The sequence below is a fragment of the Bacteroides sp. 11BF genome (assembly GCF_019633765.1).
Lineage (GTDB): Bacteria > Bacteroidota > Bacteroidia > Bacteroidales > Bacteroidaceae > Bacteroides > Bacteroides hominis.
Genome location: NZ_JAFKPJ010000023.1, coordinates 35,967 through 58,879, shown reverse-complemented (window position 1 = coordinate 58,879; position 22,913 = coordinate 35,967). Strand labels below are relative to the sequence as shown.

At 47.2% G+C, this 22,913-nt stretch carries 14 protein-coding genes; all 14 read left to right on the top strand.

The features are described from left to right. Positions 1-680 precede the first annotated feature (680 nt). The 14 genes from JZY04_RS18775 (at position 681) to JZY04_RS18710 (ending at position 22,886) form a co-directional block, all read left to right on the top strand. Complete coding sequence (locus JZY04_RS18775; protein ID WP_122142928.1) at positions 681-1,850, top strand: exo-beta-N-acetylmuramidase NamZ domain-containing protein; 1,170 nt, start codon at positions 681-683, stop codon at positions 1,848-1,850. A gap of 43 nt (positions 1,851-1,893) precedes the next feature. Continuing rightward, positions 1,894-3,342 carry a sodium:solute symporter gene (locus tag JZY04_RS18770; protein ID WP_122142929.1) on the top strand — a complete coding sequence of 483 codons (1,449 nt, stop codon included), beginning with the start codon at positions 1,894-1,896 and terminating at the stop codon, positions 3,340-3,342. 12 nt (positions 3,343-3,354) lie between these two features. Next, a complete protein-coding gene (locus JZY04_RS18765) occupies positions 3,355-6,405 on the top strand; it encodes a xanthan lyase (RefSeq protein WP_122142930.1) in 3,051 nt (1,016 codons plus the stop codon). 111 nt (positions 6,406-6,516) lie between these two features. Further along, the gene (locus JZY04_RS18760) at positions 6,517-8,388 is read left to right on the top strand and encodes a PQQ-binding-like beta-propeller repeat protein (RefSeq protein ID WP_122142931.1); all 1,872 of its coding nucleotides are present in this window, start codon (positions 6,517-6,519) and stop codon (positions 8,386-8,388) included. A gap of 416 nt (positions 8,389-8,804) precedes the next feature. Next, positions 8,805-10,271, top strand: a complete 1,467-nt coding sequence (locus tag JZY04_RS18755; RefSeq protein WP_005811909.1) for a glycosyltransferase family A protein — start codon at positions 8,805-8,807, stop codon at positions 10,269-10,271. Further along, positions 10,268-11,200 (top strand): DUF4922 domain-containing protein, encoded by a 933-nt coding sequence (locus JZY04_RS18750; protein ID WP_122142932.1) that lies wholly within the window; start codon positions 10,268-10,270, stop codon positions 11,198-11,200. The genes JZY04_RS18755 and JZY04_RS18750 overlap by 4 nt, the downstream gene beginning before the upstream one ends. Next, positions 11,197-12,510 carry a SpoIID/LytB domain-containing protein gene (locus tag JZY04_RS18745; RefSeq protein WP_122142933.1) on the top strand — a complete coding sequence of 438 codons (1,314 nt, stop codon included), beginning with the start codon at positions 11,197-11,199 and terminating at the stop codon, positions 12,508-12,510. The genes JZY04_RS18750 and JZY04_RS18745 overlap by 4 nt, the downstream gene beginning before the upstream one ends. Positions 12,511-12,525: 15 nt before the next feature. Next, entirely contained in the window at positions 12,526-13,824 is a 1,299-nt protein-coding gene (locus JZY04_RS18740) for an MFS transporter (protein ID WP_122142934.1), read from the top strand. A 42-nt stretch (positions 13,825-13,866) separates the two neighbouring features. After that, entirely contained in the window at positions 13,867-15,141 is a 1,275-nt protein-coding gene (locus JZY04_RS18735; protein ID WP_005811918.1) for an exo-beta-N-acetylmuramidase NamZ domain-containing protein, read from the top strand. Between the two features lie 38 nt (positions 15,142-15,179). Further along, on the top strand, positions 15,180-18,041 hold the full coding sequence (locus JZY04_RS18730; RefSeq protein WP_122142935.1) for an FAD-binding and (Fe-S)-binding domain-containing protein: 2,862 nt from the start codon (positions 15,180-15,182) through the stop codon (positions 18,039-18,041). A gap of 23 nt (positions 18,042-18,064) precedes the next feature. Then, positions 18,065-19,228: an acyltransferase family protein gene (locus JZY04_RS18725; RefSeq protein WP_122142936.1), complete on the top strand. Its 1,164-nt coding sequence runs from the start codon at positions 18,065-18,067 to the stop codon at positions 19,226-19,228. After that, entirely contained in the window at positions 19,225-20,061 is an 837-nt protein-coding gene (locus JZY04_RS18720) for a BadF/BadG/BcrA/BcrD ATPase family protein (protein ID WP_005779081.1), read from the top strand. The genes JZY04_RS18725 and JZY04_RS18720 overlap by 4 nt, the downstream gene beginning before the upstream one ends. 25 nt (positions 20,062-20,086) lie before the next feature. Then, entirely contained in the window at positions 20,087-20,932 is an 846-nt protein-coding gene (gene murQ, locus JZY04_RS18715; RefSeq protein ID WP_005811927.1) for an N-acetylmuramic acid 6-phosphate etherase, read from the top strand. A 31-nt stretch (positions 20,933-20,963) separates the two neighbouring features. Further along, positions 20,964-22,886, top strand: coding sequence for a serine hydrolase (locus JZY04_RS18710; protein ID WP_122142937.1), 1,923 nt, complete (start codon positions 20,964-20,966; stop codon positions 22,884-22,886). The last annotated feature ends 27 nt before the right edge of the window (positions 22,887-22,913 follow it).

Genomic DNA, 22,913 nt, shown 5'->3' with positions numbered 1-22,913 from the left:
AAGTTCTAATGGAACTTATCAGGAAGTTGGCATAAAGAACATTGCCTCATATCCTCAAGCAAACAGTAAATGACTAAACCAACAGTTCTTATACCCGTATAGAAGCTTTTCTTAAAGCAAATATTATCAAAGGATTAACTTCAAATGCCAACTATATATTTAACCTCAATAATACAGCCATTAAACCAGTAGATTGCCGACAGTGTATTGAAATTCCCAGGGAGAAAAAAATAAATACTTCTCCCCCCAACAGAAGTCAATGAAGATGCAGAGTAGATCAGAACTCAATACGTGACAATTCTCATGAACTAAATGCCCCAATGAAAGAAATATATCCGGCTATGTGAATACATTTTATGAATAACTCTTAGGATATGATAATGGCACAGGCTGCGAAGAATTATACTTTAAGACATTATCAATTGCGTAAAATCCGCAATTAAGCCTCAACATCCCCGGTTGGCAATCAGGGATACTCAGCAAAATACAAAGCTCATCCTATTCCTATAACGATTTGAACCATAGAAATAGGAAGAGTTTTATATTTTACCTTATAGCTTCAGACAAAGATTCAATTTGCAAATTATTGATTATAATATAAAATATATCTGAATATATGTTTTTGATATTAAAATAAAGACTATCTTTGCTACAAAGAAATTCCTGCTAATACTATTTTTATGAAAAAGATCCTACTTATACTCACTTTATTATACAGTACTCTCTTTTGTCAGGCACAAAAGAAGGAGGTAATTGTAGGTGCCGAGCAAACCAATGAATACTTTCCTATTCTGAAAAATAAGCGAATAGCTATCTTTTCCAATCATACCGGAATGATAGGAAACAAGCATCTTCTGGATGTTTTGCTGGAAAACAAGTTCAATGTAGTCGCTATTTTCTCTCCCGAACATGGTTTTCGAGGGAATGCCGATGCCGGTGAGCATGTATCCAGTACAGTAGATTCAAAAACAGGAGTCCCCATTCTTTCTCTCTACGATGGAAAATCCAAGAAACCCAGTGAGAGTTCCATACGAAAGTTCGACATATTGATTGTAGACATACAAGATGTAGGACTGCGCTTCTACACTTATTACATATCCATGGTGCGGCTGATGGATGCCTGTTCTGAGTACAACCGCAAGGTTCTTATCCTGGATCGCCCCAATCCGAACGGGCATTATGTCGATGGACCGATATTGGATATGAAATATAAATCAGGAGTAGGCGGATTACCTATTCCCATTGTACATGGAATGACACTGGGTGAGTTAGCCCTGATGGTCAACGGTGAGGGTTGGTTGCCCTCCTCACGGACTTGTGATGTGACAGTCATTCCTTGTAAGAACTACACTCACCAGACGATGTATCGCCTGCCCATTCCTCCTTCACCTAACCTGCCGAATATGAAAGCGATCTACCTATATCCTTCTACCTGCTTCTTTGAAGCGACCCCGGTAAGTCTGGGACGTGGGACCAGTCTACCTTTCCAAGTTTACGGGCATCCTAATATGACCGGATACAACTACAGTTTTACTCCTCGAAGTGTCCCAGGAGCAAAGAACCCACCACAACTCAATAAATTGTGTCATGGAGTAAATCTAAGCAATCTCAGCGACGAAGATATATGGAAAAAAGGAGTAAACCTAACCTACATAATCGATGCCTATCGTAATCTAAATATGGGGGACCATTTCTTCAGACCATTTTTTGAGTTGCTGATCGGTACGGACTATGTACGTAAAATGATAGAAGAGGGCAAAAATGCCGACGAAATAAAAGCAAGATGGAAAGAGGATGTCGAGAAATTCAAAGTACAGCGAAAGCCTTATCTACTCTATCCAGACAATTGATTAACTCTTAACCGGAAATATTATATTCATTAATCTGAAAAGCATGACACCTATAGCGGTATTAATCACTATTGCTGCTTATTTCCTGATATTGTTTACCATTTCATACATTGCAGGAAGAAAAGCTGATAACGAAGGATTCTTTGTGGGTAACCGCAAATCGGCTTGGTATGTGGTAGCCTTTGCCATGATTGGTTCCAGCATATCCGGAGTCACCTTTGTATCGGTTCCCGGCATGGTTGGAGTCAGTAATTTCTCATACTTGCAAATGGTACTTGGTTTTGTAACCGGACAAATCATTATAGCCTTTGTTTTGATACCCTTGTTCTACCGGATGAATTTGGTATCCATTTATGAGTACTTGGAGAGCCGTTTCGGAACCTCTTCTTATAAGACAGGAGCATGGTTTTTCTTCATCTCCAAAATGCTGGGAGCAGCTGTACGGTTATTCCTCGTATGCCTCACATTACAATTTCTGGTTTTCGGACCTTTTCACATGCCTTTCATCCTGAATGTCATTCTCACAGTAACATTGGTCTGGCTCTACACATTCCGTGGAGGAGTGAAATCATTGATTTGGACTGATTCACTGAAAACATTCTGTCTGGTAGTATCCGTCGTATTATGTATTTACTACATTGCCACCGATCTGCGGCTCAGTTTCACAGAGATGATTTCCAGTATCTCCGACAGTTCCCTGTCACGTATGTTCTTTTTTGACGACGTAAATGACAAACGTTACTTCTTCAAGCAGTTTCTTGCCGGTGTGTTTACAATGATAGCCATGACAGGACTCGACCAAGACATGATGCAGCGTAACCTAAGCTGCAAAAACTTCAAAGACTCACAAAAGAATATGATTACCAGCGGCATCTCCCAATTTTTCATCATCCTCTTATTTCTGATGCTGGGAGTACTGCTCTACATCTTCACGTCACGCCAGGGCATCGCAAATCCGGCAAAAAGTGACGAGCTTTTCCCTATGATCGCTACAGGTGGATATTTTCCAGCCATTGTGGGCATCTTGTTCATCATTGGGTTGATTTCAGCAGCTTATTCCGCAGCAGGATCAGCCCTGACAGCACTGACTACCTCGTTCACCGTAGACATACTGGGAAGCAAAGGGAAAACAGAAAAGACTGTACAAAAGATACGTAAACGAGTACATATCGGCATGGCGGTCGTCATGGGAATTGTCATCTTCGTATTCAATCTACTGAATAATACCAGCGTTATTGATGCTGTCTACATCCTTGCCAGCTATACATATGGCCCTATTTTAGGCCTGTTCGCCTTTGGCATTTTTACTAAAAAACAAGTACGTGACCGATATATCCCCCTGGTAGCCATCCTCTCACCCATCCTCTGTTTCATTTTGCAAAAGAACTCGGAGACCTGGTTCAATGGTTATCAATTCAGTTACGAACTACTGATATTTAATGCTTTGTTCACTTTTATAGGACTATGCCTCCTGATTAAGAAAACCAATTAACTTAACATCACAATGAAACCAATCCGCACTTCCCTGATTCTGCTGCTTGCAGCCGGCTTATTCCCACAAGCCGCAGCAGCGCAAGACCTGCCCAAAGACCTACGCTCCCAAGTAGGTGAGCTCCTGAATGAAACTGCCCGGAAAGAAGTTTCTATCGGGAAAATCCGTATCGATTCTATCAGTATGAAAAAAAACGAACTGATATTTTTCGCTAACATGAACTGTTCATACATTCCTTTCCGCGAAAACAACGTAGCCGAAATCTATCAGAGCGTAAAAGCACTGCTCCCCCCAGAGTTGAGCAAACGGAAATTACAGATCCGGACAGACCACCATGCCATCGAAGAACTGATCCCCCTGGCACTTCGAAGTAAAAAGGGCAAGATGAAAACTCTGACATTCAGCCACAAAGTAGACAACCCCCTGATTACCCGGTTATCTGCTCCGTATGCCCTCACAAACGGATTACAGAACCGGCACATCGCTTTATGGCAAAGTCACGGCTTTTATTACGAACCGAAGCTAACCCGTTGGGAGTGGCAGCGTGCACGTATTTTTCAGACCGTAGAAGATCTCTACACTCAAAGCTATGTACTCCCTTTCCTTGTTCCGATGTTAGAAAATGCCGGAGCGACTGTCCTTCTTCCTCGTGAAAGAGACTGGCAGACAACTGAAATTATTGTCGACAACGATGGATGCAGAGACGGACACTCAATTTATACAGAACAAAACGGCAGTAAGGCATGGAGCAACGGAGCCGAAACAGGATTCGCCCACCTGAGGGCAACGTACAAAGACTTTGAGAATCCCTTTTGCGAAGGCAGTTACCGCCAGACAGAAACGATTAAGAAAGGAACTGCAAGCATTGCCGAATGGATCCCCGAAATTCCCCGGTCAGGCCGATATGCTGTTTATGTCTCCTATAAAACGGTGGACAACAGTACAGACGATGCCCTATACACCGTCTATCACCAAGGCGGCACATCACAGTTCAAAGTAAACCAGCAGATGGGAGGAGGAACCTGGATCTACTTAGGCACTTTTAGTTTCAGTGCAGGCAAAACCGATCACAAAGTCGTCCTCAGCAACCAATCCTCCAAAGCGGGCCGTCTGGTGACAGCCGATGCTGTAAAAATAGGCGGTGGTTATGGAAACATCGCCCGCAGTATCTCTGAAGAAGGGGGTGTAGATTATCCCTATGAGATCAGTAACTACCCTCGTTTCTGCGAAGCAGCACGCTACTGGATGCAATGGGCGGGCATACCGGATAGCGTTTACTCAGACAGTCGCGGTAAGAACGATTATACCGATGACTATAAATCACGTGGAATTTGGGTGAACTATCTCGCCGGAGGTTCGGCTGCCAACCCCACTGAAAAAGGACTGAATATTCCCATAGACATGGCTTTCGCCTTCCATTCAGATGCCGGCACCACCTATGGTGACACCATTATCGGCACATTAGGTATTTTCCAAACCTCTGCCTATGACGGGATATATGCAAATGGCACTTCACGGTATGCCTCCCGGGACTTGTGCGACCTGATACAGTCCAACATCGTGAAAGACATCCGCACTTTGCATGAACCGGAATGGACCCGCCGGGGAATGTGGAACCAGTCCTATTATGAGGCCCGTGTGCCACGAGTACCAACCATGTTGCTTGAACTCCTGTCTCACCAGAACTTTGCCGACATGCGTTACGGACTGGATCCTCGTTTTCGTTTCACCGTCAGCCGTGCCATCTACAAAGGAATGCTGCAATTCCTCTGTTCCCAATATAAAATGGATTATGTGGTACAGCCTTTGCCCGTCGATTCTATAAGCCTGCGCTTCATAGAGGGCAACCGGATAATGCTTTCATGGCAACCGGTAGACGATCCGCTGGAACCTACCGCAAAAGCAGACCAATACATCGTATATACCCGCATTGGAGAAGGAGACTTTGATAATGGCGTGATCGTAAACACTCCGGATTACCAGACAAACATCCCTTCAGGCGTAGTTTGCAGTTTCAAAGTAACCGCCCTCAACAAGGGAGGTGAAAGTTTCCCGTCCGAAATTCTTTCTATCGGGAAAGCCTTCAACGAAAAGGGAACAGTACTGGTAGTGAACGGGTTTAGCCGAGTCAGTGGTCCAGCAGACTTTACGGCAGATGCAGACACCCTGGCCGGATTCCTTGACGAACTGGACCATGGAGTACCTTACCAGACAGACATCAGCTATATTGGTCCGATGAAAGAGTTTCGTCGACAGATCCCATGGATGGACGACGACGCCTCCGGATTCGGCGACAGCTATGGTACGCACGAGACAATGGTAATTGCCGGAAACTCATTCGACTATCCGGCTGTACATGGAGAGGCGATTCTGAAAGCAGGATATTCATTTGTATCGTGTGGTCTCACTCCCTGCTCTTCACTCAAGAAGAAGAACGGGAGAGATAGTATCGCCAACCAGACGGATGCTGCGTCAGGGGGCATTCCTGTCCTGCGGATGAACGACTACAAATACGTAGACCTGATTTTGGGTAAACAATGTCAGAGCAAGATGGGACGGGAAGGAATAAAACCATTGGAGTTTAAGACTTTTAGCGAAGAAATGCAGAATGCCATCTCAGATTATTGCCGGACAGGGGGTAATTTCTTCGTATCGGGAGCCTATGTAGCATCGGACCTATGGGATAATCGTTTAGCGAAAGCGGACGAAAAAGACAAGAAGTTCGCGATGGAAGTATTGAAATACAAATGGCGCACAGGACAAGCTGCCCGTAACGGAAAAGTGAAAGGCGTTGCTTCCCCATTCCCTGCAATCAAGGGAAATTACACATACCATCAGGAGTTGAATCCGGAATCGTATGTCGTAGAGTCGCCCGATGCCATCGAACCGGCCGTCCGGGGAGCATTCACCGTATTGCGATATTCGGAAAACAACCTGAGTGCCGGTATAGCCTATAAAGGAGATTATAAGACCTGTATATTGGGATTCCCGTTCGAATCGGTACGTACCTCCGAAGAGAGAGAACAGTTAATGAAAGCCATACTGGCTTTCTTTGGACAATGATAACACAGGTGGAGTAACTGCACGTATAGGGTGCATACCCTCATCAAGGCAGCAACCGTTCCACTGACAAGAAACTGAAAAGTGTAGTAATAACAAATAAAATCATCATCTATGAATAGAAGGCTTTCTATATTCGTAATCATTTTGTTTTTCCTGTTGCCTGCCGCCGTGCAGGCACAGGCAACAGGTTCTTTCCGCTTTGCACAACTGACGGACATACACCTCAGTCCCAACAACCCGAAACCGGCAGAAGATTTGAAGCGTTCTGTCGAACAGATTAACACCACGCCGGGAATAGACTTTGTATTAGTCACCGGAGACCTCACCGAAGAAGGTGACCGTGCCACCATGTTGCTTGTAAAGTCCATACTCGACCAGTTGAAGGTGAAATACTATGTCATACTGGGTAATCACGAAACCAAATGGAGCGACTCCGGATGCACCGCATTCAGCGATATTTTCGGAGGAGAGCGATTTGAATTTGAACACAAAGGCTTCCTGTTCCTTGGATTCAATTCCGGTCCGCTAATGCGCATGGCCTACGGGCATGTAGTGCCGCAAGACATCACATGGATGAAACAGGAAATGAACAAAGCAGGGAAAGACAAGCCTGTGATTCTGGTCACCCACTACCCCATGCTGGATGGAGATGTTGACAACTGGTATGATGTCACCGATGCCGTGCGTCCCTACAATATCCGCACCTTTATCGGAGGGCACTATCACCGTAACCGTCTCCTCTCGTACGACGGGATTCCGGGCATTCTCACCCGCTCGAACCTGCGGGACAAAGATGGCATAGGCGGTTATGGCATATTTGATGTCACTCCGGATTCTATTATCACTTACGAACAGCGTATCGGTGAACCGATGAAACGATGGGCTGCCTTGTCACTCACTAAACCTTATTACGACCGTTCCGGAAAAGCAGTGAAATATCCCAGTTTCGCGGTGAACGAAGAATATCCACAAGTGAAAGCAGACTGGTTAGTGCAGACCGGAGCCGGTATTTACTGCTCACCTGCTGTCTGGAAAGACAAAGTCTATGTCGGTGACGACTTGGGTTTTCTGACCTGCTATACCTTGAAAAGCGGACAGAAATTGTGGAATTTCCAATCCGGAAAACGTATTGTAGGCACTCCCGATGTAGCCGACGGAGTCGTCGTCTTTGGCTCTGCCGACCATAACATTTACGGTCTGGATGCCCGAACCGGTAAAGAACGTTGGCGGGTGACCGCAGGAGAACCGGTATTGGGAGCCGTAACCATTGAAAAAGGAGTTGCTTATATCGGTGCCAGCGACTCCACCTTCCGTGCCATCCACATCAAAAGCGGAAAGGTGTTGTGGAGCTATGCCGGCATCAAGGGCTATGTTGAGACAAAACCTCTGATAGAAGGAAACAAAGTCATATTCGGTGCATGGGACAATACGCTCTATGCCCTTGACAAGACTAACGGCAAGGAACTCTGGAAATGGAGCGGAGGACTCACCCGCATGCACTTCTCACCCGCTGCCGTATGGCCGGTAGCTGCACACGGAAAAGTATTCATCACCGACCCGCAACGTGCCATGACTGCCATCAACCTGGAGACAGGAGAAACTGTATGGCGTACCTTCCAGTCGATGGTACGCGAAACCATCGGATTATCCGCCGACAAAAAAAGGATCTATAGCAAAACAATGAATGACAGCGTAGTCTGTTACTCCACCATCGGAGACGTCCCGAAAAAGCTCTGGGCCTCTAATGTCGGTTTCGGCTATGAACATGCCCCATCCATGCAGATGGAAAAAGACGGCGTAGTGTTCAGTAGTACCAAAGAAGGACTTATCTTTGCACTGGAAGCAAGCACCGGGCAGGTACTGTGGAAACATAAGATCGGTAATTCACTGATTAATACCGTGATTCCCGTCAGTCGCCACCAGGTACTGTTTACAGCTACCGGCGGCGAAGTGGGAAGACTCAACTGTTCTCCCCTCCCGTAATGAGGAGAATAGAGAGATTCATCCGGTAAATGCGTAGTTTAATAAATGACTCTATTTATCAACGCTTTACATTTACCGGCTTTTTCGAACGGATGTAAAAGCATTTACCTCGGCGTGTAACGGCTTTTACCCCGGCGTGTAAAACCTTTTACCCCGGCATGTAAAGCTCTTTACTCCGGTATGTAAATGGAGTGATCATGCGGAGTGAATGGAGTGATCGTGAAAAGAGACGAACGCTTTATTCCGGTTATCGGAATTATGCATCTATCGGATGAATAAAAAAGAGACTACCTGCCTTAGTGACAGGCCGGAAGACAATAAAGAGAGAAAAAAATGAAATAATAACAATAATAATCGGCAGTATCCCTCCTCCCCTCCAATGTAGGAGAGATTTTGGGAGAGACCGTCAATCGCTTATGGAATCAACAATCAATTGCTTCATCCCCTATGCGGGAGTGGCACAAGCAGAAAAAACAGTTCAAGGATTACAGGCTACAGATTTAGTGAAGAAAATCTACCTCCTCGCCACCTCTCCCGACATCGATCCACTGCCGGGATGCGAACTGCTCTATGTGGACAAACTCACTGACAGTGCTGCCATGTACGCCATTGCTGAGCGTTCCGATGCAGACTATGCATTACTCTATACCAAACATACCACACTCGAGTTGGGCATGTTCGCACTCGAACGGATGATTCATATCGCCAAAGACTCGGGAGCCGGCATGGTATATGCCGACCACTATCAGGTGACGGAAGGTAAGCAGAGCAATGCCCCTGTCATCGACTATCAGTTCGGAAGCCTCCGTGACGATTTTGACTTCGGCTCTGTACTCCTATTCAAGGCCTCAGCGCTGAAAGAGACTGTCAAGAGGATGAAAACCAGTTACGACTTCGCCGGTCTCTATGACCTGCGCCTCAAACTATCGCAGAAATATCCGCTGGTACACATCAACGAATATCTCTACTCGGAAATAGAGAATGATACCCGCAAGAGTGGTGAAAAGATATTCGATTATGTAGACCCGAAGAATCGTGAACGGCAGATCGAAATGGAAGCAACTTGCACCGAACACCTGAAAGAGATAGGCGGTTATCTGAAACCGGAGTTTGAAAAGATAGAGTTCAGTGCCGATAACTTTGAATACGAAGCTTCCGTGATAATCCCGGTACGTAACCGCATCCGCACCATACGCGATGCCATCCGTTCGGTGCTCAGCCAAAAAACAGAATTCAAGTTCAATCTGATCGTTATCGACAATCATTCTACCGACGGCACTACCGAAGCCATCGACGAATATAAAGAGGATGACCGCCTGATTCACCTCATTCCCGAGCGTAACGACCTGGGTATCGGCGGGTGCTGGAACCTGGGCGTGTACCACCCCCTGTGCGGCAAGTTTGCCGTGCAACTGGACAGTGACGATGTATATGCTCACGAGAGAGCGCTGCAACTGATGGTCAATGCCTTCTACGAACAGAACTGTGCCATGGTAGTAGGCACCTACATGATGACAGACTTCGATATGAACATGATTCCGCCGGGCGTCATTGACCATAAAGAGTGGACCCCGGAAAACGGACGCAACAATGCGCTCCGTATTAATGGTCTGGGTGCTCCCCGTGCATTCTATACACCGATGCTCCGCGAAGTGAAAGTGCCCAATACCAGCTATGGTGAAGATTACGCATTGGGACTGAATTTCTCACGCCGCTACCAGATCGGCCGTATATACGAAGTTGTCTACCTCTGCCGCCGATGGGACGATAACTCGGACGCCTCACTCGACATTGTGAAGATGAATGGACACAACCTTTACAAAGATCGCATCCGTACCTGGGAATTGCAGGCACGGATCGCATTAAACAAAAAACAAAGATGAACAAGGAATTACAGAACCTGCTGAATGAGCAGCTCACCTCGTGGGAAATGGCGCAAAAGAATTACGATGCGTTGAAGCGTGTACGTGTAAAAGAGGTAGAAGTGAATGGCTGTCTTTACAAAGTGCAATTCAACCCGGCACGCATTGTTTCATCGGCAGCCAAAGTAGACAGCAAGTCGATTCAGGAACGTAAGTGTTTCCTGTGTCCGGACCATCTTCCGCCAATGCAAAAGGGGATTCCTTTCGGAGACCATTATCAGATATTGGTCAATCCGTTTCCCATATTCCCCAGCCACCTGACAGTTCCCGAACTACAGCACGTCGATCAGCGCATCTTGTACCGTTTTGCTGATATGCTCGATCTGGCTGATTGTGCGGAAGATTATATTGTCTTCTACAACGGCCCCCAATGTGGCGCATCAGCCCCCGACCATATGCATTTTCAGGCCGGTAGCAAAGGCTTCCTTCCCATCGAACAAGAATGGAAGGAGAAAAGGGCAGAGAAAATAATTACCAATGAAGCTGCCACTCTATGGGCACTGGACGACTCTCCCCGTACAACACTCTTAATTGAATCGGAAAGTAAAGAGGCAGCCGTCACACTGTTCAACGCCGTATACGGAGCCATGAATCTCAAATCCGGCGAAGAGGAGCCGATGATAAATGTATTGGCATGGAAAGAACGAGGCAAACAGATTGTCTGTATCTTTCCCCGCGCCAGACACCGCCCTGCATGTTATATGGCCCAAGGGGATACCAATATACTGATCAGCCCGGCGTCAGTAGATATGGGTGGCGTTTTCATCACCCCATTGGAGAAGGACTTTGAGAAAATCACAGCAAATGATATTGCCGACATTCTCAGTGAGGTATGCTTGAAACCGGCAGACTTCCGTGCATTGATAGAACGCATAAAACAACGATCATGAAAGAACCTAAAGTACAGGTCGGCATTTTGTCCGAACCTCAAATCGAATTCATACTGCTGAACTCTTACCATATCAAAGGAAAAGAGATTGCCGGCAGACAGGTCGTGACCTATGTTGACGGACAAATCCGCTGGCAAGGACACCTTTATGACGAATTGCTGTTTGAACCCATGCACGAAGAAAGTGATGCTTTCGAATTACTGAATGTCACCATCGGCATTAACTTCCATTGGGAACGGAAAGAAGACCAACGCTTTATGGGAGCATTGAAAATCATTGTCGAGAACGAAAAGCTGACAGGGATCAATGTAATTCATGTAGAAGACTACCTGACCAGTGTCATCTCATCGGAGATGAGTGCAACGGCAAGCCTCGAACTGCTGAAGGCCCATGCAGTGATCTCAAGAAGCTGGTTATTGGCCCAAATTCATAAGAACAAAGCAATTACGGCATCTCAAAGCCTCTATTCAGCTTTCACACAGACCGACCAGGAGCTTATCAGATGGTACGACCGTGAAGATCACACCCACTTCGACGTTTGCGCCGACGACCATTGCCAGCGCTACCAAGGCATCACCCGTGCCTCAACCGAAATGGTGAGGCAAGCCATCGCTGCCACCCGCGGACAAATACTTATGTGGGAAGGAAACATTTGTGACGCCCGTTTCTCAAAATGTTGCGGCGGTGCTTTCGAAGAGTTCCAATATTGTTGGGAAGGTATCAAGCATCCGTATCTTTCCAAGCAAAGAGACAGCAAAACAGGATCCGGACTGCCCGATCTACGGGTAGAGTCCGAAGCCGACCAATGGATTCGAACCTCCCCCGAAGCTTTCTGTAACACAAAAGACAAGAAAATATTGTCTCAGGTTTTAAATAACTACGATCAGGAAACCACCGACTTCTATCGTTGGAAAATAGAGTATAAACAAGACGAACTTTCCGAGCTTATCCTGAAACGTTCGGGCATTGATTATGGACAGATACTCGACCTGATTCCGGTGGAACGGGGAACCTCCGGACGGCTTGTCAAGTTAAAAATCAGAGGGAGCAAACGGACCATGACTATCGGTAAGGAACTGGAAATACGCCGTACACTCTCTACATCTCACCTTTACAGTTCCGCTTTCGTCATCGACAAGGCAGATATCGTGGATGACGTACCGGGACGGTTTATCCTCACCGGTGCCGGATGGGGGCACGGAGTAGGACTTTGCCAAATAGGAGCAGCCGTCATGGGCGAGCAAGGTTACCCATACGATACTATTTTATTGCATTACTACATCGGTGCAACGATAGATAAACTTTATTAAACACACACTCTTATCATGAAAAACAAGACCATATCACCATGGGCATGGATTCCGACCCTGTACTTTGCACAAGGATTACCTTATGTAGCCGTAATGACTATTTCGGTAATTATGTACAAGAATCTGGGTATCTCCAACACGGATATTGCACTCTACACCTCCTGGCTCTATCTGCCCTGGGTCATCAAACCCTTTTGGAGCCCGTTCGTCGACTTATTGAAAACCAAGCGCTGGTGGGTAATCAGCATGCAGTTGCTGGTTGGTGCCGGACTGGCAGGAATCGCTTTCACCATACCCATGCCAAATTTTTTCCAGACTACCCTTGCCATCTTCTGGCTGGTGGCCTTCAGTTCGGCTACGCATGATATTGCTGCCGACGGATTTTATATGCTGGCACTGAACGTCCAAGACCAGGCACTTTATGTAGGGATACGCAGTACCTTCTACCGCATTGCCACAATTGCCGGACAAGGTTTGTTGGTGATGCTTGCCGGCGGCCTGGAAATATGGACAGGCAATATTAAATACGGATGGAGCATCACCTTCTTTATCCTTGCAGGACTGTTCCTTGCTTTTTGCCTCTACCACAAATGCGTATTACCGAAACCTGACAGTGACAAAGCAGTAGTAGGTGAGAACAGCGCAAGCGCCATTTTCAATGGATTCATAGAAACCTTTGCCTCTTTTTTCCGCAAAAAACAGGCTGGAGTAGCCATCCTCTTTATGCTATTCTATCGCTTCCCTGAAGCACAGTTAGTGAAGCTCATCAACCCATTCCTGCTCGATCCTGTCGAGAAAGGCGGATTAGGACTGACTACCGCCGAAGTAGGATTGGTTTACGGAACCATCGGCATCATCGGACTGACATTAGGAGGCATCGTCGGCGGTATTTGTGCAGCCAAAGGAGGACTGCAAAAATGGTTGTGGCCAATGGCATGGAGCCTGTCGCTGACCTGCCTCACCTTTGTATATCTGGGTTACTTCCAGCCACAGAACTTTGTGATCATCAACCTGTGCGTATTTATCGAACAGTTTGGTTACGGGTTCGGATTCACAGCCTATATGCTTTACTTGATTTACTACTCTGACGGAGAACATAAGACGGCGCACTATGCCATCTGCACTGCTTTCATGGCATTAGGCATGATGCTGCCGGGCATGGCCGCCGGCTGGTTACAGGAACTGATCGGATACGAAAACTTCTTTATCTGGGTAATGGCTTGTTGTGCCGCCACAATTGCCGTATGTGCCTTCATCAAGATAGACCCCGATTATGGGAAGAAAAAAGAGAATATTGCCGAGGAGAAGAAATAAAGTTACTCCAGACATTGTAGGATAACTAAAAAAGATAAGATTATGACACATAAAAGAAGTATATTGAGACTTTTGCTCATTCTTTTTATCCTTGTTTCCAATACTCCCCTTTCCCAAGGGATGGAACCAGGTGTAAAACCTCCGGGAATCCGTATCAAAACAGGTATTGAAGTCCTAAAAGAACAAAACTTCAAATGTCTTGAAGGGAAACGTGTAGGACTGATCACCAACCCGACCGGTGTAGACAATCAGTTGCGGTCCACTATCGACATTCTTCATGAAGCGCCCAATGTCAACTTAGTGGCTCTGTACGGACCGGAGCATGGTGTACGGGGTGATGTGCATGCCGGCGACAAAGTGGATAACACGAACGACCCCACTACCGGACTACCCGTTTATTCACTCTATGGCAAAACGCGTAAGCCGAGCCCCGAAATGCTAAAAGACATTGATGTATTGGTATATGACATACAGGACATCGGCTGCCGCTCGTTCACCTATATCAGCACCATGGGAGTGGCTATGGAAGCTGCCGCCGAAAATGGTAAAGAGTTTATTGTCCTTGACCGCCCCAATCCGATAGGCGGATTAAAAATAGAAGGGAATCTCGTAGAAGATGGATACATATCTTTTGTCAGCCAATTTAAAATTCCGTACCTTTACGGACTTACTTGTGGCGAGCTTGCACTGATGCTCAATGGAGAACAAATGTTGGGCAGGCCATGCAACCTGCATGTTGTGAAAATGAAGGGGTGGAAGCGAAAAATGGATTATGTACAGACAGGACTCCAATGGATTCCTTCGTCCCCACACATCCCGCATCCGCATTCCGCTTTCTTCTATCCCGTTTCGGGGATACTCGGCGAACTGGGCTATATGTCGATTGGTGTGGGTTATACCATTCCGTTCCAGATGTTTGCCGCTCCTTGGATAGAGGCAGACAGATTGGCTGATAACCTGAACCGTCTGAACCTGCCGGGAGTGATATTCCGTCCGATGCACCTCAAACCCTTCTATTCGGTAGGCAAAGGGGAACATCTGCAAGGCGTACAAGTACATATTGTGGACTTTAATAAAGCTGCACTAAGCGAGATACAGTTTTACGTGATGCAGGAAATAGCTGTACTCTATCCGGGCCGGGCCGTATTCGACCATGCCGATAAAGGACGTTTCCGTATGTTCGATCTCGTCAGCGGCTCCAAAGAAGTACGCGAACGTTTCAGTCGGCGCAACCGCTGGGAAGACGTCCGCGATTATTGGTACAAAGACGTTGACGACTTCCGCCGGCTGTCGAAGAAGTATTATTTGTATAAATAAAAACTGGGACCGAGGAGTGCCCGACAAACAAAGAAACAATGAAAACGGAAAGAAACTATGACGAATTCCTGCGAGACATCAGCCGATTTATCCCACAGGATAGAATATTTACCGACGAGCTCCATCGCCTGGCATGGGGGACAGATGCGGGTTTCTACCGACTGATTCCTCTAATTGTAGTTAACTCGATCGACGACGATGAAGTATTCGAAATGATCTATCTGGCCGACAGATATAATATACCGGTAACTTTCCGCGCTGCCGGAACCAGTCTTTCGGGACAGTCCATCAGTGACTCTGTTCTGATTATAGCCGGCAAAGGCTGGGATCACTACGAACTCTCACCCGATCACGAACAGATTTATCTGGAGCCCGGTATCATCGGACAACGAGTAAACGAGATCCTCGCACCTTACGGACGTAAATTTGCTCCCGATCCGGCTTCCATAAAAAGCGCCATGGTAGGTGGAATCGTAATGAACAATGCTTCGGGCATGAACTGCGGAACACATGCCAACAGTGATAAGATGCTGCTGTCGGTACGTATCATACTCCCTGACGGATATTATCTTAATACCGCCAGCCAGGAATCCCGAGAAAACTTTGAAGAAGATCATCCCGATTTCCTCCGCCGCATCTGCGAGCTACGTGACCAGATACGTAGCAACAAAGAACTGAGTACACGTATCCGTTATAAATACTCAATCAAGAACGTAACAGGGTTGAATATTCTTCCCTTCCTCGTATACGATGATCCGTTCGATATTATTGCCCACCTGATGGTAGGCTCGGAGGGCACATTAGCTTTCCTTTCCGGTGTGACTATGAAAACGGAATACGACTATCCGCACAAGGCAAGCGCCATGCTCTATTTCAGCGACATCAAAGAAGCATGCCGTGCAGTGGTAGCCATGAAAAAACTCGTCAACACAGATGGGGAGTGGATTGTAAAAGGTGCGGAACTGCTCGACTGGAAATCCCTGGCTTCTGTGAATGATCTGACGGGAGAAGGGCTAACAGCCGTATTGACCGAAACCAAAGCACGCACACAGGAAGAGCTCAACCACAACATCACTGTCATCGAAGATACACTAAAGGCATTTAAAACCTACATCCCGGTCCACTTTACCGACCGTCCCGAGGAATATTCCAAATATTGGGCAATCCGTTCGGGCATTTTCCCCTCTGTAGGAGGAACCCGTCCTCCGGGAACAACCTGTCTGATTGAGGATGTGGCCTTCCACATTGAAGACCTCCCCGAGGCGACAGCCGAACTGCAACAGCTCATTGCCCGGCACGGATACGATGACGCCTGCATTTACGGTCATGCGTTAGAAGGCAATTACCACTTCATTATCAACCAGTCATTCAGTAATGAAGTTGAAATAAAACGGTATGAAGCCCTGATGAACGACATAAAAGAACTGGTAGTGGACAAATATGACGGCTCATTAAAGGCAGAACACGGCACAGGACGAAACATGGCTCCATTCGTAAAGCAGGAATGGGGAGAAGAAGCTTTCGCTATCATGAAGGCGGTAAAACAACTCTTTGACCCCAAAGGATTATTTAATCCGGGTGTTATCTTCAACGACGACCCTCAATGCCATATCAAACATTTCAAGCCTCTCTCACCATTGGCAATAGGAGAAGGCTCCGAAGTGACACGCCAGATAGACCGGTGTATCGAATGCGGATTCTGCGAAGTGAACTGTCTCTCGTGCGGATTCACGCTCTCCTCACGCCAGCGCATTGTCATACAGAGGGAAATTTCACGCCTGAAAAAAAGCGGGGAAAATCCGCAGTTACTGGAAACACTATCCAAGTTATACCGGTATCCGGGTAATCAGACCTGTGCCGGTGACGGCCTGTGTGCCACGTCTTGTCCGATGGGTATCAATACCGGTGACCTGACCCACCTCCTGCGTCAGGCAGAGCTACCGTCCAACAGCACCGGTTATAAGGCGGGAAAATTTGCCGCCAATCATTTCGCAGGAATAAAAAATGCTCTGCGACCGGTACTGTCACTTGCCAATACGACACACAGCCTGCTGGGAACTTCCAGGATGACTTCCATTACTCGAAAGATGCACAACGTATGGGGACTTCCGCAATGGACACCGGCCATGCCTATGAGCTATAAGATACACAAGAAGGACAACAACAAGGCACCGGATGCAAAGAACAAGGTGGTCTACTTCCCCAGTTGCATCAACCAAACTATGGGATTGGCAAAAAATTCTCCCGTAGAGCAACCTTTGGTTAACAAAATGCTCTCTCTGCTTCAGAAAGCGGGATACGAAGTCATCTTCCCGCCCAAGATGGAGAAACTCTGTTGCGGAACCATTTGGGAAAGCAAAGGTATGCTGGATATAGCCGACAGCAAATCGGCTGAACTGGAAGCCGCCTTATGGGAGGCCAGCGAACAGGGACGTTATCCGGTACTTTGCGACCAGAGCCCTTGTCTGCACCGTATGCGTGCCACTATCCAAAAGATGAAGCTATACGAACCGGCTGAATTTATCTATACGTTCCTGCGGGATAAACTGGAATTCACTCCCACAAACCGTCCCGTAGCCGTACACATCACATGTTCCATGCGTAAAATGGGATTGTCGAATACACTGATTTCACTGGCCGGACTATGTTCAACGCAAGTGCTTGTTCCGGAAGAGGTGGGTTGTTGCGGCTTTGCCGGAGATAAAGGATTCACCCGGCCGGAACTCAACACTTATGCTTTACGCAAACTGCGTCCGCAACTGGAGAAAGCAGGAATCAGTATCGGCTATTCAAACAGCCGCACCTGTGAAATCGGTTTAGCCACTAACACCGGCATCCCCTATGTATCGATTGCCTATCTGGTGGATCAGTGCACTCGTCCACGTGAAACAAAAGAATAACTTAACACTTAAATAAGAATGCAATGAATCAAACAGCCAACAAACGTCTACTTGCCCTCGATGTGTTGCGGGGTATCACTATCGCAGGAATGATTATGGTCAACAATCCCGGCAGCTGGAGCTACGTATATGCTCCCCTCGGACATGCGGCATGGATCGGTCTGACTCCGACCGACCTAGTCTTTCCTTTCTTCATGTTCATCATGGGCATTTCCACCTATATATCATTAAGAAAGTATAACTTCGAATTCAGTCATTCTGCGGCCTTGAAAATACTTAAAAGAACCATTGTGATCTTTGCCATCGGTTTGGGAATCGCATGGTTCTCCATGTTTTGCCACACTTGGAATTCACTATCCGGCGAAGATATTCCATTCTTCTCCCGTCTGGGGGAATCAGTCTGGACTTTCGGTCACATTCGCATCCTGGGTGTCATGCAGCGATTGGCCCTCTGCTACGGCGCAACGGCTATCATCGCTTTAATCATGAAGCATAAATACATCCCATACCTGATAGCCGCCTTGCTAATCAGTTACTTCATCATCCTGATCACCGGAAACGGATTTGAATACAACAGTACCAACATCCTGGCGGTGGTGGACCGTGCCGTATTGGGCGAGGCACATATGTACAAAGACAACGGCATCGATCCGGAAGGTGTATTAAGCACCATACCTTCGATAGCCCATGTGCTGATAGGCTTCTGCGTAGGCAAACTGCTGATGGAAGTAAAAGACATCAATGAAAAAATAGAACGCCTGTTCCTGGTTGGCACTATCCTCACCTTTGCGGGTTTCCTACTCAGCTACGGCTGTCCAATCAGCAAGAAGATCTGGTCACCGACATTCGCGATTGTCACTTGCGGACTGGCATCCAGTTTCCTGGCACTCCTCGTATGGATTATCGACGTGAAAGGTTATACACGATGGAGCCGGTTCTTCGAATCGTTCGGAGTCAACCCACTATTCATCTATGTGACCGGAGCCGTTCTCTCTATTCTGTTGGGCAACATACTGATACCTTATGACGGCCATACCATCAGCCTTCACGGATTTGTGTATAAGATCATCCTCCAACCCCTGCTCGGCGATTATCCCGGTTCTTTAGCATTCGCCATCTTATTCGTAGGGCTGAACTGGTGTATCGGATACATCCTGTATAAGAAAAAAATATATATAAAGATATGATACTAATAGCAGACAGTGGTTCTACTAAGACCGATTGGTGTGTAGTAGAGCATGGACAGTTAGTCCAGCAGATTTTTACGAAAGGCACTAACCCTTTCTTTCAGTCTGAAGAGGAAATCAGTAATGAAATAGCAACCGCCCTGATTCCTCAATTAAAGACAAACAAGTTCGAGACTGTTCACTTCTATGGAGCCGGTTGCGCTTTCCCCGACAAAATAGAAACGGTGCGCAAAGCCATAGCTGCGCATCTGCAAGTAAGCGGAGAGATTGAGGTCAGTACGGACATGCTTGCTGCCGCCAGGGGACTGTGTGGCCATCAACCGGGCATCGCCTGCATCATGGGCACAGGATCGAACTCTTGTTATTATGACGGTAAAAACATAGTCAGCAATGTATCGCCATTAGGATTTATTCTGGGTGACGAAGGCAGTGGGGCGGTTTTGGGTAAGCTGCTGGTAGGCGATATCCTTAAGAATCAAATGACTCCGGGACTTAAAGAAAAGTTCCTGGAACAATACAACCTGACACCTGCCGAAATTATCGACCGGGTATATCGCCAACCGTTTCCAAATCGTTTCCTGGCAAGTTTCTCTCCATTCCTGGTCGAACACCTCGATGAACCGGCCATACGCGAACTGGTTCTGAACAGCTTTAAAAAGTTCCTGAAACGCAATGTAATGCAATACGACTACCAGCATGCCCGGGTCCATTTCATCGGTTCAGTAGCGTTCTACTACAAAGAATTACTGTCGGAGGCGTGTAAGGCAATGGAGATTCACCTGGGAACGATTATCAAGAGTCCGATGGAAGGACTGATTAAATTTCACGAGTAACGTATACGAATTATAGAACAAAAACATGAATAGTAATATAGAAAAATCAGATAAAACATCCTTCGTCAAGATTTCCGAGCAACCCTCGCTCTACAGTGATCTTGAGAAGAAGTCGGTCCGCGAAATACTGGAAGATATCAATACCGAAGACCAAAAGGTGGCTCTTGCCGTACAGAAAGCTATTCCTCAAATTGAAAAGTTAGTCACACAGATTGTCCCCCGCATGAAACAGGGGGGACGCATCTTCTACATGGGGGCCGGAACCAGCGGACGCCTCGGGGTTCTCGATGCTTCAGAGATCCCTCCCACTTTCGGGATGCCTCCCACATTGATCATCGGGCTGATTGCAGGCGGAGATACCGCCTTGCGTAATCCGGTAGAGAATGCCGAAGACAATACCACCCGGGGGTGGGAAGAACTGACGGAACATAACATCAACAGTAAAGATACCGTCATCGGTATTGCAGCCTCAGGTACGACTCCCTATGTGATCGGAGCCATGCATGCGGCACGCGAGCACGGCATCCTCACCGGTTGCATCACCAGCAACCCGAACTCGCCGATGGCCGCAGAAGCCGATGTACCTATCGAAATGATTGTAGGCCCCGAATATGTAACAGGCAGTTCGCGCATGAAATCAGGAACAGGACAGAAGATGATTCTGAACATGATCACAACCTCGGTTATGATTCAACTGGGACGCGTGAAAGGCAACAAGATGGTCAATATGCAGCTTAGCAACCAGAAGTTGGTGGACCGCGGCACACGCATGATTGTCGAAGAACTCGGGTTAGAATATGACAAGGCTAAAGCACTGTTGCTGATGCACGGTTCCGTGAAAAAAGCGGTAGATGCATATAAAGCCGGATAACAAAACCGAACCCTCCTAAACTTACAATACCATGAATACGAAAAACAAAGTTCACTTCTCCCTCATCTCTCTGCAGGAGAGAAAAGGGACGAAATCTCTGCTCACCGCTTTGGCGCTTCTGTTCTGCAGTCTGCAAGCTGTCGCACAACCTCTGCCACGCGTTGCCCCCGAGCAAGTAGGCATGGATTCTCACCGTCTGTTGCATGCCGACGAGGCTATTCAGAAGGCGATCCTTAACAAAGAAATACCGGGGGCCGTACTCGCCGTGGTCCGTCATGGCAAAATGGCCTATCTCAAGGCTTATGGTAACCGGCGGATCTATCCCAATATAGAACCGATGGAGATAAATACCGTCTTCGATATGGCTTCTTGCAGCAAGCCGATGTCGACTGCTGTTTCTGCCATGATTCTGATTGAACGCGGACAACTGCGCCTACTCGATCGCGTCAACCTCTACTTGCCTGACTTCCGGGAATGGCAGGGAGAGAACGGAGAGAAACAGGACATCCGCATTGTAGACCTTATGACTCACACTTCGGGCCTTCCACCTTACGCACCGGTAGCCGAGTTACAGAAAGAGTACGGTTCACCCAATCCGGAAGGGCTCATGAAGTATATTTCCACTTGCAAACGTGACTTCAAGCCTCAAACGAATTTTCAGTATAGTTGCCTCAACTATATCACCTTGCAACATGTCATCGAAGTCATTACCGGACAAAACCTGCGGGACTTTGCCAAAGAGAATATCTTCAATGTCCTGGGCATGCAGCACACCGATTATCTGCCCACCGTACAGCAGAAAGACGGAAAGTGGATAAATACCGTAGATTACCCCTGGATGGATTTGATTGCACCTACCGAGAAGCAAAAAGACGGAAGTGTACTCTGCGGACAGGTGCACGATCCGTTGGCGCGCATCCTGAACGGAGGAATCTCCGGCAATGCAGGGGTCTTCTCGGACGCCAATGATATTGCCGTTCTCGCAGCTGCCTTGCTGAATGGGGGCGAATATAATGGTCGCCGTATTCTCAGCCCACTGGGGGTAAAAACCATGCGTACCGTTCCCCGCGAAGTAGCCGGACTGGGACGCACTCCGGGATGGGATGTCTTCTCAGCTTATGCCTCAAATCATGGCGATCTCTTCGGGCCGAACACCTTCGGGCATACAGGATATACGGGTACTTCCATCCTGATTGACCCAGATAACGACACGGCCGTCATCCTGCTCATCAACGCCGTGCATCCTGAAGACGGACACAGTGTAGTCCGCCTCCGTTCGCTGGTTGCCAATGCAGTAGCCGCTTCTATCTGCCCGCCCGCACAAGTATATACGGATCATTATTACAAACGTTTCCTGGAATTTGAAGCAGATGCTCCCATCGGACCGAAGGATATCGTAATGGTGGGCAATAGCCTCACCGAAAACGGCGGAGACTGGAGCATACGCCTGAATAAAAAGAATATAAGAAACCGCGGAATCATTGGTGACGAAGCAATGGGAATTTACCAACGTCTTTTCCAGATATTGCCCGGCACTCCCCGAAAGATTTTCCTGATGGCAGGAATAAACGATGTGTCACACAACCTGAGTGCCGATAGTGTGGTAGAACTGGTTACTCTGGTCATAGACAAAATACGAACCGGATCACCATCCACCGAACTCTATCTGCAGAGTCTTTTACCCATTAACGAATCGTTCGGACGATACAAAACAATGACCGGTAAAACCGACCTGATACCCGAAATCAACAGTAAGTTGGAAGCACTTGCCAAAGACAGGAAAATACCTTTTATCAACCTTTTCCCTCTATTTACGGAGAAAGGTAGCAATGTGATGCGGAAAGAACTGACTACGGACGGACTCCATCTGACGGAGGAAGGCTACAAGATTTGGAGCAAAGCATTGAGAAGGGTGTGTCGAAACTCACCACAGAAGGTACAGAGTAAATTTTAAGCCATTGATTATCAATATTGATAATCT